The sequence below is a fragment of the Phaeobacter piscinae genome (assembly GCF_002407245.1).
Classification (GTDB): Bacteria; Pseudomonadota; Alphaproteobacteria; order Rhodobacterales; family Rhodobacteraceae; genus Phaeobacter; species Phaeobacter piscinae.
In genome coordinates this window covers 1,509,010-1,526,347 of record NZ_CP010681.1, presented here as the reverse complement: position 1 = coordinate 1,526,347, position 17,338 = coordinate 1,509,010, and the positions used below count along the sequence as shown (strand labels likewise).

The 17,338-nt window shown below is 60.2% G+C and carries 12 protein-coding genes and 1 tRNA gene; 6 read left to right on the top strand and 7 right to left on the bottom strand.

Translation table 11 applies throughout. The features are described from left to right. Window positions 1-42 precede the first annotated feature (42 nt). On the bottom strand, window positions 43-1,110 hold the full coding sequence (recA, locus tag phaeop14_RS07115; RefSeq protein ID WP_096789140.1) for a recombinase RecA: 1,068 nt from the start codon (window positions 1,108-1,110) through the stop codon (window positions 43-45). Window positions 1,111-1,314: 204 nt separating this feature from the next. Here recA and phaeop14_RS07110 point away from each other — a divergent pair, with 204 nt between their 5' ends. After that, the gene (locus phaeop14_RS07110) at window positions 1,315-1,908 is read left to right on the top strand and encodes a gamma-glutamyl kinase (protein ID WP_096789139.1); all 594 of its coding nucleotides are present in this window, start codon (window positions 1,315-1,317) and stop codon (window positions 1,906-1,908) included. A gap of 61 nt (window positions 1,909-1,969) precedes the next feature. On the opposite strand, the gene phaeop14_RS07105 is transcribed toward phaeop14_RS07110, so the two are convergent. The 3 genes from phaeop14_RS07105 to guaB form a co-directional block, all read right to left on the bottom strand. Then, window positions 1,970-4,285, bottom strand: coding sequence for an ATP-binding response regulator (locus phaeop14_RS07105; protein ID WP_040169068.1), 2,316 nt, complete (start codon window positions 4,283-4,285; stop codon window positions 1,970-1,972). A gap of 94 nt (window positions 4,286-4,379) precedes the next feature. After that, window positions 4,380-5,591 carry an RsmB/NOP family class I SAM-dependent RNA methyltransferase gene (locus phaeop14_RS07100; RefSeq protein ID WP_096789138.1) on the bottom strand — a complete coding sequence of 404 codons (1,212 nt, stop codon included), beginning with the start codon at window positions 5,589-5,591 and terminating at the stop codon, window positions 4,380-4,382. Window positions 5,592-5,641: 50 nt separating this feature from the next. Next, complete coding sequence (gene guaB, locus phaeop14_RS07095) at window positions 5,642-7,090, bottom strand: IMP dehydrogenase (protein WP_040178455.1); 1,449 nt, start codon at window positions 7,088-7,090, stop codon at window positions 5,642-5,644. 263 nt (window positions 7,091-7,353) lie between these two features. Here guaB and phaeop14_RS07090 point away from each other — a divergent pair, with 263 nt between their 5' ends. From phaeop14_RS07090 to phaeop14_RS07075, 4 genes are all read left to right on the top strand, one after another. Beyond that, window positions 7,354-8,529, top strand: coding sequence for a CaiB/BaiF CoA transferase family protein (locus phaeop14_RS07090; protein ID WP_096790250.1), 1,176 nt, complete (start codon window positions 7,354-7,356; stop codon window positions 8,527-8,529). Between the two features lie 161 nt (window positions 8,530-8,690). Further along, window positions 8,691-10,787: an ASKHA domain-containing protein gene (locus tag phaeop14_RS07085; protein ID WP_096789137.1), complete on the top strand. Its 2,097-nt coding sequence runs from the start codon at window positions 8,691-8,693 to the stop codon at window positions 10,785-10,787. A 75-nt stretch (window positions 10,788-10,862) separates the two neighbouring features. Continuing rightward, window positions 10,863-10,936, top strand: a tRNA-Gly gene (locus tag phaeop14_RS07080). Window positions 10,937-11,083: 147 nt separating this feature from the next. Further along, window positions 11,084-11,560 carry an acyl-CoA thioesterase gene (locus tag phaeop14_RS07075; protein ID WP_167385674.1) on the top strand — a complete coding sequence of 159 codons (477 nt, stop codon included), beginning with the start codon at window positions 11,084-11,086 and terminating at the stop codon, window positions 11,558-11,560. A 34-nt stretch (window positions 11,561-11,594) separates the two neighbouring features. Here phaeop14_RS07075 and pgl read toward each other — a convergent pair whose 3' ends face one another. The 3 genes from pgl to phaeop14_RS07060 form a co-directional block, all read right to left on the bottom strand. Continuing rightward, window positions 11,595-12,266, bottom strand: coding sequence for a 6-phosphogluconolactonase (gene pgl / locus phaeop14_RS07070; RefSeq protein ID WP_096790249.1), 672 nt, complete (start codon window positions 12,264-12,266; stop codon window positions 11,595-11,597). After that, window positions 12,263-13,750, bottom strand: a complete 1,488-nt coding sequence (gene zwf / locus phaeop14_RS07065) for a glucose-6-phosphate dehydrogenase (RefSeq protein ID WP_096789135.1) — start codon at window positions 13,748-13,750, stop codon at window positions 12,263-12,265. Before zwf ends, pgl begins: the two co-directional genes overlap by 4 nt. A gap of 262 nt (window positions 13,751-14,012) precedes the next feature. Further along, window positions 14,013-14,282 carry an usg protein gene (locus tag phaeop14_RS07060; RefSeq protein ID WP_040169058.1) on the bottom strand — a complete coding sequence of 90 codons (270 nt, stop codon included), beginning with the start codon at window positions 14,280-14,282 and terminating at the stop codon, window positions 14,013-14,015. Between the two features lie 193 nt (window positions 14,283-14,475). Between phaeop14_RS07060 and gyrA the strand changes: the two genes are divergently transcribed. Continuing rightward, window positions 14,476-17,232 carry a DNA gyrase subunit A gene (gene gyrA / locus phaeop14_RS07055; protein ID WP_040178446.1) on the top strand — a complete coding sequence of 919 codons (2,757 nt, stop codon included), beginning with the start codon at window positions 14,476-14,478 and terminating at the stop codon, window positions 17,230-17,232. Window positions 17,233-17,338: the final 106 nt, after the last annotated feature.

Below are 17,338 nucleotides of genomic sequence, written 5' to 3'. Positions count from 1 at the left end.
CCGCATCCATGGCACGTGACCGGGCGACCTGCGCCCCTGTCGTCAGGCTTCCAGGATGTCATCATCCGCGCCTTCCGGCCGGTCAAACTCAAGCCCATGAGCCGCGCGGATCTTATCTTCGATATCAAAGGCGATATGGGCGTTTTCGCGCAGATAGGTTTTGGCGTTTTCACGCCCCTGCCCGATACGCTCATCCCCGTAGGAGAACCAGGCCCCGGATTTCGCGACAACACCTGCGGCCACACCCAGATCCAGCAGTTCGCCCATCTTGGAGATGCCTTCACCATACATGATGTCGAATTCCACCTGTTTGAACGGTGGGGCCACCTTGTTCTTCACGACCTTCACGCGGGTTGCGTTGCCGACAACCTCGTCCCGATCCTTGATCGCGCCAATGCGGCGGATATCCAGACGGACGGAGGAGTAGAATTTCAACGCGTTGCCGCCTGTGGTGGTTTCGGGCGAGCCGAACATGACGCCAATCTTCATCCGGATCTGGTTGATGAAAATCACCATGCAGTTGGAACGGCTGATGGAGCCGGTCAGTTTGCGCATGGCCTGGCTCATCAAACGGGCCTGCACGCCGACATTGCTGTCGCCCATGTCGCCTTCCAGCTCCGACTTTGGTGTGAGGGCTGCAACGGAGTCCACGATCACCATATTCACTGCGCCGGAACGCACCAGCGTATCAGTGATCTCCAGCGCCTGCTCACCGGTATCGGGCTGTGAAATCAGCAGCTCGTCCAGATCGACACCCAGCTTGGCCGCATATTGCGGATCAAGCGCATGTTCCGCATCCACAAAGGCGCAAACGCCACCTTTCTTCTGCTGCTCTGCAATACAATGCAGGGTCAGCGTGGTCTTGCCCGAGCTTTCAGGGCCGTAGATTTCGACGATCCGCCCCATCGGCAAACCGCCGATGCCAAGGGCAATATCCAGCCCCAACGATCCGGTCGACGACGCCTCGATCTCGTTCAAGGGGTTGCCGTCGCCGAGCTTCATAATGGAGCCCTTGCCGAACTGCCGCTCAATCTGCGCCAGAGCGCTATCAAGCGCCTTTTGTTTGTCGCCGCTCTTCTTATTGTCTTTCATGGTCAAAAGATCCGCCATAGTCCCTTGTCCCTTTCTATGTGTCACACCCGCGAGCGGGCGGCAATCACTGCTTTGTTCGCCTCTTGTTCTATATGAGATCAAAAGGAGAACATTGCAATGAAAATCTGACGTGGCCACTCCTGCCCTGATCTGGTGGCCAAGAGGGTTAAGAGAGTGTTATCCAAGGAAGACCCTTCGTCTTAGCCGCGGATTTTTCACGCTATGCTGATCTTTTTCAAGGAACGACTGGCACTGCTGAGCGTGCCCAAAACCGGCACCACGGCCTATCAGGCGGCGCTGAGCGCCCGCGCCGATATGGTCTTTGCGAACCCGCCACAGCTGAAACACGCCCCTGTCTACCGCTACAATCGCTGGATTCGCCCGATGCTGGCCAAGATTTGCGATGCCGAAATGGAGCTGGTTGCGGTCATGCGTGAACCGGTCAGTTGGCTGGGCAGCTGGTATCGGTTCCGGCAGCGCGACGATCTGCGCGGCCATGCCAACAGTACGCTGGGGATCAGTTTTGACGATTTTCTGCGGGATGCCTGCAAAGGAAAGCCGCCGCGTCACGCCGATGTCGGCAGTCAGGCAAAATTTCTGGAAGCCCAGCCCAATGGCTGCGCCGTCAGTCATTTGTTCCGCTATGAGGACCCAGACGCGCTCCATGGGTTTCTTCAGGAGAGGCTCCAGACTGACATCAACCTGCCCCGGCTGAATGTCAGCCCGCCGGGCGATCTGGCCCCCAGCAGTGCTGCGCTAGAGGTTGTCAGACGCAAACGTGCGGATGAGTTCTCACTTTATGCCAGTCTGAGCTGACACGTTCATGATCGCCATCACACGGAGCACAGCAACACCGCTCGAGAGCCCGTGAAGATGCTTAGTGCAGCTGTTCGTGAACGGTTTCTGTCAACTGGTTGAGCGAGAAGGGTTTTGGCAGGAACACCGAATTCGGGACCGATGGCTCGGCCTCGCCAAAGGCGCCTTCGGCATAGCCGGAGACAAAGACCACGCGGGTATCCGGACGCGTCTTCAATGCCTCACGCACCCAGCTGGGCCCGTCCATGCCGGGCATCACCACATCCGTGACGAAGACATCGACGGTAAGACCCGGATCTTCCAGGGTGCGCAATGCGTCCTCGGCAGATTCCGCCTCAAGCACCGTATAGCCGCGCATCCGCAGCGCGCGGGACGCAAAGGCCCGTACGGGCGCTTCGTCCTCCACCAGGAGAACAACCCCTTCGCCGTGCTGGGCGGCGACCGGTTTTGCGGTGGTATCTACAGTGATCGCAGCAGCGGCTTCCGCCTCCACCTGCGTGTTCACCGGGAAGAACAGGGTGAACTGAGTGCCCTGATCTTTGATCGAGTCGACGAAGATATAGCCGCCGGTCTGCTTGATGATGCCATAGGCTGTCGAAAGACCAAGGCCAGTGCCCTCACCCGTCCGCTTGGTGGTGTAGAACGGTTCAAACACCTTCTGTAGCTTGTCCGGGGATATGCCGACGCCTTCATCAGAAACCTTGACCGTAACCCAGTCGCCCGCAGGTACCACCGCACGGTTGCGTTCCAATGGTTGATCCAGCACCACGGCCTCAGTCTCGATCCGGATCTCGCCGCCCTGTGGCATCGCATCGCGCGCATTCACCACCAGATTCATCAGCACCTGTTCCAGCTGACGTTTGTCTGCCCGGATCGACCGCATCACGGGATCATGGCTCAGCGTCAGCGTTACTTTCTCCCCGACCAGTCGGTTCAACAGATGGGTGAGGTCAGACAGGGTGTCGCGCACATCCAGAACTTCAGGCTGCAACGTCTGCTTGCGGGAGAATGCCAGCAGCTGACTGACAAGAGCCGCCGCGCGGTTGGCGTTCTCATGGATCTGGATCAGATCACCAAAGTCCTGATCGCCCTGATCATGACGCAACAGCAGCAGATCGCAATGCCCGGAAATGGCCGTCAGCAGGTTGTTGAAATCATGCGCCACACCGCCCGCCAGCTGACCAATCGCCTGCATCTTCTGGCTCTGCACAAATTGCGCCTCAAGCGTCTTCAGCTCGGTCGCATCGTTCAGCACCGCGATGAGGACGGTTTCGCCCTCCTCGATGACCCGGGTCAAGGTCACCTGCACAAACACTTCCTTGTCACGGCGCGTCAGGCGCAGGAACTCGGACTTGTGCGAGGCTTGTCCGTCAGCGGTGTCGCGCAGCCAGTCCGACATCGGACGGCCAAGACCATCCATCAGCTGGCCGATATTCAGATTGCCGCAGGAGCTGATGCCCAGCAGGTGCATCCCCATCTTATTGGCCGAGATCAGCGCCCCCTTCGGATCAACCTTCACAAATGGCACCGGCAGGCTCTCGAGAGAGGCCTGTCCAACCGAGGTTTCGCTGTCATCCAACTGCAGGAAATACAGCTCGCTGCGCCCCTGACTGCGGTTCTTCTCGCAGACCAGAACCTCAATCAGCCCAGTTTTGGTGCTCATGGTGTTGATCTGTCCGGACAGCACCGGCAACGATGTGAAGAGGCGGTCGGTGGACTTCACCCGTTCGCCGATCACCCCGCGGGCCGCCTCGTTCATGAACAGGACTGCCCCGGTGCGCCCAACCGTCAGCATCGGAATTGGCACCGCATCGGCGCCACGGCTGGTGGTGGGGCGATCCGTGATCTCCTCCACCCGCCACAAAAAGCTACCGCCCTGCATCTGATGGACCGCCAGCCGTACATGGCCACGGCGGGTCACGATATCTTCGCGCGCAGCCCCATCAACACGGGCGCGACTTTGCAGGCGGAACAGAACCGCAGAGGGATTGGCAAGGATCGAACGCAACGTGCCGGCCAGCGTCTCGGTATCGGCATCGGCAAACCGTTTCAGCGCGGCCCCGTTGGAGGCATGGATCATCCCATCATCATCACAGACGAACGTCGCGGTCGCGTCCTTCTCGATGAACCCGGTGAGCAGCGCTGCCGCCATTGAGCGCGCCCGCAACCGCGTGCGCGCCTGCACCAGCATCATCAGCGCGACGGCAATCAGCGTCAGGCCAACCGTCACAAGCCCGCGCGTGATCCATTCTGGCGTTTGGAACAGCCAAGGCGCAGTGATGACCATGGCCGACAATAGCAAAACCGCCGCCAGGCGAGCATGTTCCGGCGTGTAGACGCGCAACTGGGGAACGGGTGAAGCATGGCGACCGTTCATTGCGGCTCCCTCGATGAAATTTATGTGCTTATATCGAGACGAATTAGGTTAAAACTGCGTTAAGACCGCAGGTTCCGAATTGCCTTAGTGTCGATCAACCGTCGCTGAAATGGGACAGAACGGCAACATAGAAACCATCGGTTCCGTCCTGGACCTGCCAGCCGTGATCCCGTTGCAACTGCCAATCGGGGTTTCGATCCAGGAACGCTGCGACCTGGTCGCCATTTTCTGCGTCCAGCATGGAGCAGGTCGCATAGGCTAGCGTTCCGCCGGGGGCCACCAGCTGGCTGGCGTCGTGCAGGATCTGCGTCTGCGTCTGGCACAGCTCATCCAGCCGCGCCTGCGTCAGGCGCCATTTGCCTTCGGGTGCGCGCCGCCAAGAGCCAGAGCCGGAACAGGGCGCGTCACACAGAACCAGATCAAAGGGTGCCTTGGCAGCGACATCATCGGGGGCCAGCACTGTGATGGCGGCCCCGGCCCGATCTGCGCGTGCGGGCAGGTCTTTCATTCTTTGCGGCGCGATATCATGGGCAAAAACTGCAAGCTTGGCGCGCGCCGCGATGGCGAGGCTCTTGCCACCGCCACCGGCACAGTAATCAAGCACCCGCTGGCCATCAGCCAGGGGCAGCGCCTCGATCACCGCCTGACTGGCAGCGTCCTGCAATTCGACCAATCCGGTCAGATAGGCGGAACTGTTGCGCAGCTTGCGCGCGCCTTCCGTTACCGACAAAGCCGTGTCTGCAGCGGGGTGCGCCTCGGTAAGGATCCCCTCCTCCGCCAGCGCGCGCACCGCTGCGTCACGATCAGTTTTGTGCCGGTTGACGCGCAGATGCACTGGCGCGCGTTGCTGCAACGCGCGCGCGGCCGCCTCAGCCGCATCGCCAAGGCTGGCGGCAAAAGCAGGCCAGAGCCAGTCCGGAATATCAAGCGCCTCCGCCTGCTGCATCTGAGACGCGGCGCTGATTGCGGTCTCCTCAGCCTCCTCAAGCGGCGCAGGTGCGTGGCCCACTCCAGTGAAGATCTCGCCTATATCAGCGCCTTCTGCCCGCAACGCCCCCAAGATCAACTGCCGACCCGTTGTATTGGCATCCGAGATCTCCCCCGCGCCACCGCCGCCGCCAAGGGCCGCATAGGAGCGCAAGCATCGCAGAGCATCAAAGACGTGATCGCGCACCGCTGCGCGGTCTTTGGATCCGGCAAAACGGCTGCGCCGCGCCCAAGCTGTCAGTGCTTTTTCCGCAGGCTCTCCGGTCAGGATCTGATCGAGGATTTCGATAGCGGCCTGACGGCGGGCAGCCGGGGTCATACCCCGGCCTCATGGTGATGCGTCACAGTCATCCGGCAGCGCTCCTGTGTTTAGCCGATACGGTAATTCGGGCTTTCGCGGGTGATCTGCACATCATGCACGTGGCTTTCTTTCAGGCCCGCGCCGGTGATGCGAACAAATTCGCAGTTTTTGCGCATCTCATCCACGGTTGCACAGCCGGTATAGCCCATAGCCGCGCGCAGACCGCCCACCAGCTGGTGGATCACCGCGCCAGCCGAGCCTTTGTAGGCGACCTGACCTTCGATCCCCTCGGGCACCAGTTTGTCGCTGGCCGCGTCTTTCTGGAAATAGCGGTCTGCGGAACCGCGCGCCATTGCGCCCAGCGATCCCATGCCGCGATAGGATTTAAACGAACGCCCCTGATAGAGGATCACCTCGCCCGGGCTTTCGTCGGTACCTGCAATCATCGAGCCAACCATGGCACAGGACGCGCCTGCCGCGATGGCCTTGGCAAAATCGCCGGAAAATTTGATGCCACCGTCCGCGATGATCGGAATATCGCCAGCAGCGCCGGCACAATCCATAATCGCCGTCAGCTGCGGCACACCCACACCCGCCACCATACGGGTGGTGCAGATGGAGCCCGGACCAATGCCAACCTTCACTGCATCGGCACCAGCATCAATCAACGCGCTGGTCGCTGCTGCGGTTGCGACATTACCCGCCACAACCTGCACACCGGAGGACAGCGCCTTGATACGTTTCACGGCCTCGATCACGCCTTCGGAATGACCGTGGGCGGTGTCCACGACGACAATATCAACACCGGCATCAATCAGCGCCTCGGAGCGGGCAAAGCCGCTGTCGCCAACAGAGCTGGCAGCCGCCACGCGCAGGCGCCCCAGATCATCCTTGCAGGCGGTGGGGTTCAAAACCGCTTGTTCGGTGTCTTTCAGCGTCAGCAGGCCTGTCAGTTTCCCGTCACCATCGGTCACCAGCAGCTTTTCGATGCGGCGCGCCTTCATCATCGACTTGGCCTCTTCCAGCTCAGCCGGCTCATGCAGCAGCGCGAGATTGTCAGAGGTCATCATCACCGAGACCGGCGTGTTGTCATCGGTGGCAAAGCGCATATCGCGGTTGGTAACGATGCCAACCACGCGCCCGTCGTTATCGACAACGGGGAAGCCGGTGACACGGTAGCGCTCCTGCAGGGCCTTGGCATCGGCCAGGGTCTGATCTGCGGTCAGGGTGATTGGGTTGTAGACAATGCCGCTCTCAAAGCGTTTGACCCGGCGCACCTGACGGGCCTGTTCTTCCAGATCCAGGTTTTTATGAATGACACCCATACCGCCGGCCTGCGCCATAGCGATGGCCATCCGCGATTCCGTCACCGTATCCATCGCCGAGCTGAGCAAAGGAATGTTCAGAGAGATGCCACCCGTGACGCGCGTGCGCGTGTCAGCCGTGTTCGGCAGAACGCTAGACGCAGCCGGAACCAGAAGAACATCATCGAATGTGAGAGCCTCACGAATCTGCATTTGTCATCCCCATGCATAACCCCGTTTGGCGATGACCCTATGGCACAGAAGCCGAAGGGGGAAAAGAGGTGGCGCCGGAAAAACGGGAGAATTGCGACGGTTTCTCAACCGGTGATGTGATGACCGCTGCCCCGCCTGCGACACTGGCCATGGACACCACGGCTGACAGCCTGCTCACCAAGACCGGGCTGATCTGCATCAAGGCAGGCTGCGGAGCATTCCGCCACCAAGAAACCGCGAACAGATCAGATAGGAGCCTCGCCATGATCCGTCCCCTCAGCGATATTGTTGTCCTCGACCTCACCCATGTGCTGGCAGGGCCTTATGCCTCCATGACGCTGCGCGATCTGGGCGCACGGGTGATCAAGGTGGAACGGCCGGGTCTTGGCGATGACACCCGTGCCTTTCCCCCCTTCAAAGACGGCGACAGCGCCTATTTTGCCACCATCAACCACGGGAAAGAAAGCATCGCTCTGGATCTGCGCGCCGAAGAGGATCGCGGCACCTTCGAACAGCTGCTGACGCAGGCTGATGTCATCCTTGAGAATTTTCGCCCCGGCGTGATGGAGCGGCTGGGGTACGGCTGGGAGGCGTTGCATGCCCGTTTCCCGAAACTCGTCTATGGCGCGGTCTCCGGCTTTGGTCACACCGGACCTGACCGGCTGCGCCCGGCCTATGACATGGTGGTGCAGGCCCGTGGTGGGGTGATGTCAATTACGGGCGAACGCGACCGCGAGCCGGTGCGCGTCGGCGCCTCCATCGGCGATCTCGCAGCGGGCATGTTCCTGTGTCAGGGTGTTTTGGCGGCGCTCTATGCTGTGCAAGGGGGCGCGCCTGGTCAAAAGGTGGATATCGCAATGCTCGACAGCCAGCTTGCGCTGTTGGAACACGCGGTGGCGATCACCTCGGTAACGGGCGAACCCCCACGCCCGTCAGGGGCGCGCCACCCGTCGATCACCCCGTTTGAGACGTTCCACGCCAGCGATGGGTTGTTTGTGATCGCGGCCGGCAATGACGCGCTGTTTGCGACGCTGTGTACCGCGCTGGACCTGCCGTTGGCCACGGATGCGCGCTTTGCCAGCAATCAGGCGCGCTGCGAAAACGCCCGCCTTCTCAAACGGTTGATTGAGGCTGTGACGCTGGACCAGCCCGCATCCTATTGGATTGACCGGCTGCAGCGCGCCGGTGTGCCGACCGGTCCGATCCAGTCCGTCGCCGAGGTGATGCAGGATCCCCAGATCCTCGCCCGCAATATGCTGGTGGATGTCTGTGGCCACGACGGCGCGCCACGGTTCAAGGCGGCGGGCAACCCGGTCAAACTCTCCGCACTGCCTGATGAGACCACGCGCCCGCCTGCGCCGATGCTTGACGAACACCGTGGCCAGATCCTGCATTGGCTGGGCGACATCGCGTCAAGATCACCCGACAACAACACCTGAGGCGGCTTGATTTTTGTCATCAATCCGCCAGCCGCAGCGGTCTTTCTCCAAAACCGCGCAGAAATGACGCCACGAGACCGCAAAATGACGCGCGCCGCCTTTCCTCCCGCCAAAAACGCCATATGCTCCGCCCAAACCGCGCAAGCAAGATAGGTACAGGCATGGCAAACGATCCCGCCCCCGAGATCTCGACCGAGACCGCAACTGATCCCGCATCGCATCCGCTGGTGGTCTTTACACCGTCCGGCAAGCGTGGCCGGTTTCCGATTGGCACGCCAGTTCTGACAGCAGCCCGCCAGCTGGGAGTCGATCTGGATTCCGTCTGCGGCGGGCGGGGTATCTGTTCGAAATGTCAGATCACGCCATCTTATGGTGAATTCTCCAAACATGGCGTGACCGTCGCCGATGACGCCCTGACCGAATGGAACAAGGTCGAACAGCGCTACAAGGACAAACGCGGCCTGATCGACGGGCGGCGCCTGGGGTGTCAGGCCCAGGTACAGGGCGATGTGGTGATCGACGTGCCACCGGAAAGCCAGGTCCACCGTCAGGTCGTCCGCAAACGCGCCGAGGCGCGCGACATCACCATGAACCCCTCCACCCGCCTTTATTATGTCGAGGTGGAAGAACCCGACATGCACAAACCCACAGGCGATATGGAGCGGCTGATCGAGGCGCTGGATGCCCAGTGGGATCTGAAGGGTGTCAAAACCGATTTGCACATCCTGAACGTGCTGCAACCGGCCCTGCGCAAGGGCGGCTGGAACGTCACCGTCGCCGTGCATCTGGGCGATGAAAATCACCCGCCCAAGATCATGCACATCTGGCCGGGATTCTACGAGGGCTCGATCTATGGTCTGGCGGTTGACCTCGGCTCCACCACCATCGCCGCGCATCTGTGCGATCTGAAAACCGGTGAGGTCGTCGCCTCCTCCGGCATCATGAACCCGCAGATCCGCTTTGGCGAAGATCTGATGAGCCGGGTTTCCTATTCGATGATGAACAAGGGCGGCGACCGGGAAATGACCCGCGCGGTGCGAGAGGGGATGAACGCGCTGTTCACCCAGATCGCGTCTGAGGCGGAAATCGACAAGGCGCTGATCGTGGATGCGGTGTTCGTCTGCAACCCGGTGATGCACCACCTGTTCCTTGGCATTGATCCGTTTGAACTGGGTCAGGCCCCCTTTGCGCTGGCGACCTCCAATGCGCTGGCACTGCGCGCCGTTGAGCTGGACCTGAATATTCACCCGGCCGCCCGCGTCTACCTGCTGCCCTGCATTGCCGGCCATGTGGGGGCTGACGCCGCCGCGGTGGCACTGTCGGAAGCGCCCGACAAATCAGAAGATCTGGTGCTGGTCGTGGATGTGGGCACCAATGCGGAAATCCTGCTTGGCAACAAGGACAAGGTGCTGGCCTGTTCTTCCCCCACCGGCCCCGCGTTTGAGGGCGCGCAGATCTCCAGCGGTCAACGGGCGGCCCCCGGTGCCATCGAACGGGTTGAGATCAACCCGGAGACCAAGGAGCCGCGCTTCCGGGTGATCGGCTCCGACATCTGGTCGGATGAGGACGGTTTTGCCGCCGCAGTCGCCACCACCGGCATCACCGGCATCTGCGGCTCCGGCATTATCGAGGCGATTGCCGAGATGCGGCTTGCTGGCGTGCTGGATGCCTCCGGGCTGATTGGCTCAGCTGAACAGACCGGCAGTGCGCGTTGTATCCAGGACGGGCGCACCAATGCCTATCTGCTGTGGGACGGCTCGTCCGAGGGCGGCCCGACCATCACCGTGACCAACCCCGATATCCGCGCGATCCAGATGGCCAAGGCGGCGCTCTATTCCGGCGCACGTCTCCTGATGGACAAATTCGGCATCGATACCGTTGATCGGGTGGTGCTGGCGGGCGCCTTTGGTGCGCATATCTCTGCGAAACACGCGATGGTCCTTGGAATGATCCCGGATTGTCCGCTGGACAAGGTGACCAGCGCGGGCAATGCCGCAGGCACCGGTGCCCGTATTGCGCTGCTCAACACAAAGGCCCGCACCGAGATTGAGGCCACCGTCCAGCGGATCGAAAAGATCGAAACCGCCGTGGAGTCACGGTTCCAGGAGCATTTCGTCAATGCCTCTGCCATCCCGAACTCCGCCGAACCCTTCCCGATCCTGAACAGCATCGTCACCCTGCCGGAGGCGAATTTCAACACCGGAGGTGGCGACGGCAATGAAGACGGCGGACGCCGTCGTCGGCGGCGGCGCGGATAAGGCATTTTTGCCGGTCGCGGGGGTGGTTGGGCGCTTGACCCTCCCCCGCGAAACCGGTAATCACCCCTTATTGGCGCGGGTATGGTGAAAAGGTATCACGGCAGCTTCCCAAGCTTTAGTTACGAGTTCGATTCTCGTTACCCGCTCCAAAATCCCTCACATTAAGACAGCCTCGCAGTTCACTGGATTTTCAGTGGTATTTTGCATTCACGGCATGTTGCGAATGCCCCTTATGAGACATCCTGTAGCGGCGTGCTGACTTGCACCTTGCTGCCAATCTCGCTAGCGACTTTCGCATGGATCTGATCTTTCACACCCCGCTCAGCCCGGATGCCCAACGCCATCACGGTCTCAAAAGCCCGCAGCCGCTGGCAATGGCAGACCGGGTGCGGTTTTCCGAGCTGGATATTCTGCATCACGTAAACAACAAGGCCTATCTGAGCTGGTTCGAGACCCTGCGCGTGGCCTACTACAATCGGTTTTTCGCTCCCCATTTCAACGGGATGCCTGCCCCTCGCAATGTGCTGCGCAACGCAAATGTGCATTACATGAAAGAGATGGTGCTGGACGAGGACTATATCACCACGGCTCGCGTCGTGTCCTTCCGCCGGACCTCATATGTGATGGAGCAGCAGATCTGGTCTGGTGATCTGCGTGCAACGATGACCGGTATCATGGTTCTCCGCACACCAGATGGGCAATCGGGCTACCCGCTGCCAGACAGCCTCCGCACCGCCCTGATCGAGCGAGACGGCGCTGTTTCAGAGGGTTAAGCGGCGGATCTCAACCCTCAACACTTTACCTGATCTAGGGCGCCCAATGCACTGTCATTTCTGACAATACTGCCTGAATTGGCGCCTCCTCCGGCGGCAAGGATTTGGCGGTTTCAAGCGCCTCCCGCTTTGCCTCTCCGTAAATCACCAGATGTTTGGCAATCGCCGCGTCCAACACCCGCGCCGATAGGCTGACACGCGGTTCCGGCTGGCTGTCGGGCCGCATCACCGCCAACACCGGCGCATCTGGCGCCAGTGCCTCGCTCAGCCCGCGCACGCCGGGAAACAGAGAGGCCGTGTGCATGTCTTCGCCCATCCCCAACAGGACAACAGAAAGCGGCAGATCCGGCTCAATCTGGCTTTCGACCTCAGCCAGCACATCCTCTGGCGCCCGCGCAGGCACATGAAACGGCACGAAGGTCGCGGATGCCGCCCGATTGACCAGCAGACGCTCGCGGATCATGCGCGCATTGGAACGTGCGCTGTCGGCGGGCACCCAGCGTTCATCCGTCGCCATCAGGCGCACCCGCACCCAGTCGATATCCGCGGCGCACAGATCGTCGAAAATCGGCGCTGGGGTGGTACCGCCTGCGACGGCAAAGGACGCGCTGTCATGGTGCAAAAGATGGGTTTTCAGATCACCAGCCAGTTGATTGGCCACGTCAATCGCCAGCATATCCCGATCTGCATATTCGATAATATTCATGGGTTGATCCCCCGCCATTCCCGTTCATCGCGCCGCATCAGGAGATCCGCATCTCCCGGTCCGGTGCTACCGCTATCATAGGGTTTTGGCACATCTCCGCGCGATGTCCAGCCCGCAATGATGGGATCCGTCCAGGCCCAGGCGGCTTCCACCTCATCACCGCGCATGAACAGCGTCTGATTGCCCCGGATCACATCGGTGATCAGCCGCTCATAAGCATCGGGCGCGCCGTCGATATCCGCCCCCAGCGCCTGGGCAAAGCTCATATCCAGCGGCACATCGATCAGCCGCATACCGCCGGGTCCAGGCTCCTTGATGGTCACCTTGAGGGTGATGCCCTCATTCGGTTGCAGACGAATGGTCAGCAGATTGGCGTGGCGTCCGGCATCGGCGCCAAAAATCGAATGGGGCGCGTCCTTGAAGAACACATTGATCACAGAGGAGCGCGCCACCAGCCGCTTGCCCGTGCGCAGATAAAACGGCGTGCCCGCCCATCGCCAATTGCTGATATGGGCCTTCAGCGCGACATAGCTTTCGGTGGTGGAGCGCGGATCCCCCACGGTTTCGCGGTAAGATTGGTCGTCGTCGCGCCCTGCCCCGTCCTCAGCCGACGTGTATTGACCGCGCACAATATGGTGGGGTTCCACCGGCTCCAGCGCCCGGATTACCTTCAGCTTTTCGTCGCGCACGGCATCGGGATCGAATTTTGCCGGGGGTTCCATGGCAATCAGGCACAGCAGCTGCATCAGGTGGTTTTGCATCATGTCCCGCATCGCACCGGACTTGTCATAATACGACGCTCTACCGTCAACACCGACCGATTCAGCGACGGTAATTTGAATATGATCCACATACTGACTGTTCCAGAGGGGCTCAAACAGCATATTGCCAAACCGGATCGCCATCAGGTTCTGCACCGTTTCCTTGCCCAGATAGTGATCAATCCTGTAGATCTGACTTTCATCGAAGTGGCCTGCCAGAGTGCGATTGAGCGCTTTTGCTGAACTCAGGTCATGGCCGAAGGGTTTTTCAACCACAATCCGGGTCTGGTCATCCGCCAGCTGATGCGTCCAGATCTGCTCCGCCAGTGGCGCAAACAGCGCCGGGCCGACGGAAAAATAAAACACCCGCACTCGATTCGAACTTGGCAGACCAAGCATTTGTTTCAGCGCCGCCCAGCCATCGCGCGCCTCCGCATCAATCGCCAAATACTCCAGCCGCGCCAGAAATCGCTCCAGTTCCTCACCGCGCGCAGCAATCTCCCCGCCTCTCAACTCATTTTGCAAGGCATCGCGGATCAGATCGCGATAGCCATCGCTGCCGAGCGCCCTCCGCGCCGCGCCCACAATCCGCGCATCCTGCGGCAATTGGCCCGCACAATGGCGCCGGAACAGTGCAGGCAGGATTTTGCGCCGCGCCAGATCCCCCGTGCCGCCAAATATCACAAGATCGAAGGCCTGAACCGGAATAACTCGGGAAACCATATTGCGCTTTCTCTCAACCAGGGGGGCACATTCCAACTTGAGGCGCATCAAACACGTCCCACAGGCCAGCACCTGTCACCGCAGCACCGGCTTGCACACGCAAAAGCCACTGCCATCGGGTCCATTCGGCGCCAGTATAAGCAGTTGCCTCAGAAAGAAAACAGATCTCCGCCCATGGTCGTCGCGACGCGCAGCCGAGCCCCGCGCACCCGAAGCGCCACGGATCTCACTTATAGCCCGGACTGGCCATTTAGCGGCGCGATCAGTGCATATGCAGCACACCCTTCACGTTGCGCCACTCGCCGGGGCTGATCATTTTGCGATGGGTAAATCGAACCGAATGCAGCGGGCCGTCAATCTCACGGTTCCAGAATTCGATGAACTCAAACAATCGCGGATGGTCTGGCGCCAGATCATATTCCTGCCAGACGAAAGTGTTCAGAACATGGGTGTGATCCGGCATGTGATAGGTCATCTCAGCCGTTGTCAGACCGTAGCCCTTCAGCATCAATTCAGTTTCGCGTGTCTCCATTTCAGGTCTCCCTTACGGATCCCCCCAAAGTAGCTTACCACGGAAAGGGTTAATTCCGAACAAATACAGCCCATTGGCAGAAAACCTCCAACGCGGGGGCGCTCCGCCGCCCTGCTTGCTTGCGCCTTATATGCCCTGTCTGTTATGGTGCAGACACAATATATAGACCCAATAATAACAACGGGCAGCCAACGTGAACGATACGCCGGAAACTCCTGAAAACATGGACGAAAACAAACCTGAACGGCCCCAGTATGACGGCCCAACGGTGTCCATCGAATCCGAGATGCGCACATCGTATCTCGACTATGCGATGTCGGTTATTGTCAGCCGCGCCATTCCTGACCTGCGTGACGGGTTGAAACCGGTTCATCGCCGGATTCTCTACGCCATGCATGAGGTCGGCAATTCGCATGACAAACCCTACCGCAAATCGGCGCGCCCGGTTGGCGATGTCATGGGTAAATACCACCCCCATGGCGACTCCGCGATTTATGACGCCTTGGTGCGGATGGCGCAGGATTTCTCCATGTCACTGCCGCTTCTCGACGGTCAGGGCAACTTTGGGTCCATGGATGGCGATAACCCAGCCGCCATGCGCTATACCGAAGTGCGGATGGACAAACCCGCCGCCTCAATCCTGGCTGACATTGAAAAAGACACGGTCGATTTTCAGGACAACTACGATGGCAAGGACCGTGAACCGACGGTTCTGCCCGCGCGGTTCCCCAACATGCTGGTCAATGGCGCTGGTGGTATCGCGGTTGGTATGGCCACCAATATCCCGCCCCACAACCTGGGCGAAGTGATTGATGCCACGCTCGCGCTGATCGAAGACCCGGATCTGACCAGTGAACAGCTGATCGACTTTGTTCCCGGCCCGGACTTTCCGACCGGCGGCGTGATGCTGGGTCGGTCCGGCGCGCGCAAGGCCTATCTGGAAGGGCGCGGCAGCGTCGTCATTCGCGCCAAGACCCGCGTTGAGGAAATCCGCAAGGACCGCTACGCCATCGTGGTCGAGGAGATCCCGTATCAGGTCAACAAGGCGGCGATGATCGAAAAGATCGCCGAACAGGTGCGCGAGAAAAAGATCGAGGGTGTCAGCCACGTTCAGGATGAATCCGATCGCAACGGCGTGCGGGTTGTTGTCGAACTGAAACGCGATGCCACGGCTGAGGTGGTGCTGAACCAGCTCTATCGTTTCTCGCCCATGCAGACGCACTTTGGCTGCAACATGCTGGCTCTGAATGGTGGTCGCCCTGAACAGCTGACCCTGCGCCGGTTCCTGACGTCTTTCCTTGATTTCCGCGAAGACGTGATTGCGCGGCGCACCGCCTATGATCTGCGCAAGGCGCGGGAACGCAGCCATATTCTGTGCGGTTTGGCCGTCGCGGTTTCTAATGTAGACGAAGTGGTCGCAACCATCCGCGCCTCTGCGGATGCAGCCGAAGCGCGGCAGAAGCTGATGACCCGGCGCTGGCCTGCGGTCGACATCGCACCTTATATCCGTCTGATTGACGATCCGACCCACACCATGAATGACGACGGCACCTATAATCTCTCCGAGATTCAGGCCCGCGCCATTCTGGAACTGCGTTTGCAACGTCTCACCCAGATTGGTGTCAAAGAAGTCACGGATGAGCTGGAAGAACTGGCAGGCAAGATCAAGGAATACCTTGAGATCCTGTCCTCGCGTGAGCGTATTCTGGGCATCATCTCGGACGAGCTGCGCGAAGTACGTGATAATTTCGCCGTTCCCCGTCGCACCCAGATCGTCGACTGGTCCGGCGACATGGAAGACGAGGATTTGATCGAGCGCGAAGACATGGTCGTGACGATCACCAGCGGCGGCTATATCAAGCGGACCCCTCTGGCCGACTTCCGGGCGCAGAAGCGTGGCGGCAAAGGGCTGTCGGGTATGCAGACCAAGGAAGAGGATGTTGTCACCAACCTCTTTGTGGCCAATACCCATACCCAGCTGTTGTTCTTCACCACCGATGGCATGGTTTACAAGCTGAAGACCTGGCGCCTGCCGCAAGGTGGCCGCACGTCGAAGGGTAAGGCGATTGTCAACATTCTGCCGATCCCGCCGGGCGTCTCCATCGCGGCGATCATGCCGGTCGATGTGCCAGACGACGAATGGGAAAACCTACAGGTGGTCTTTGCCACCTCGGGCGGGGACGTGCGTCGCAACCGCCTGTCGGATTTCACCAATGTGCGCCGCAACGGCAAAATCGCGATGAAGCTGCCGGAGGATGGCTCGGTCAGGCTGGTTAACGCGCGCATCTGCTCCGAGGATGATGACGTGATGCTGGTGACCAATTCCGGGCGGGCAATCCGCTTCCGCTCCACCGACGTCCGCGTCTTCAACTCCCGTGAATCGACCGGGGTGCGTGGGATCCGACTGGTAAGCGATGGGGATGAGGTCGTCTCGATGTCGGTGATCCGCCACTTCAGCGCAGAACCCTGGGAGCGCAATGCCTTCATTAAACGGTTCCGCTCCGAGTTTGGCGGCGAGGTTGCCGAAGACGAAAATGGTGAAGAAACCGAAGGTTCACTCTCCGAGGAGCGCTATCAGGAAATGCTGGCGGCCAATGATCTCTTGGTGACCATCAACCGCTCTGGTGTGGGCAATCTGACCTCCGCACATGACTACCGTGTCAGCGGGCGTGGCGGACAGGGTGTTGGTGCCATGAAAGGCGGCGCCATCGTCGCGACCTTCCCGGTCGAGCTTGAGGATCAGATCATGCTGGCAACGTCCAAAGGCCAGTCGATCCGCTGTCCGGTCAACGGCATCTCGTTCCGTTCCCGCAGCGCCGGTGGTGTGCGCGTGTTCAACACGGCCAAGGGCGAAGAGGTCGTCTCGGTTGCCTGGATCGCGGAACGCGACGACGAAGATGCAGAGGTTCCCACGTCTGAGGGTGCCAGCGAAGCTGCTGAGGCAACCTGATCTCACCCCTGTTATTGCGCCATGACGTCACTAAAACGCCGCCCTCCGGGGTGGCGTTTTTCGTTAATCGAAACCTAAGCAGTTTCTGTCAGCCTTCCAGCGATAC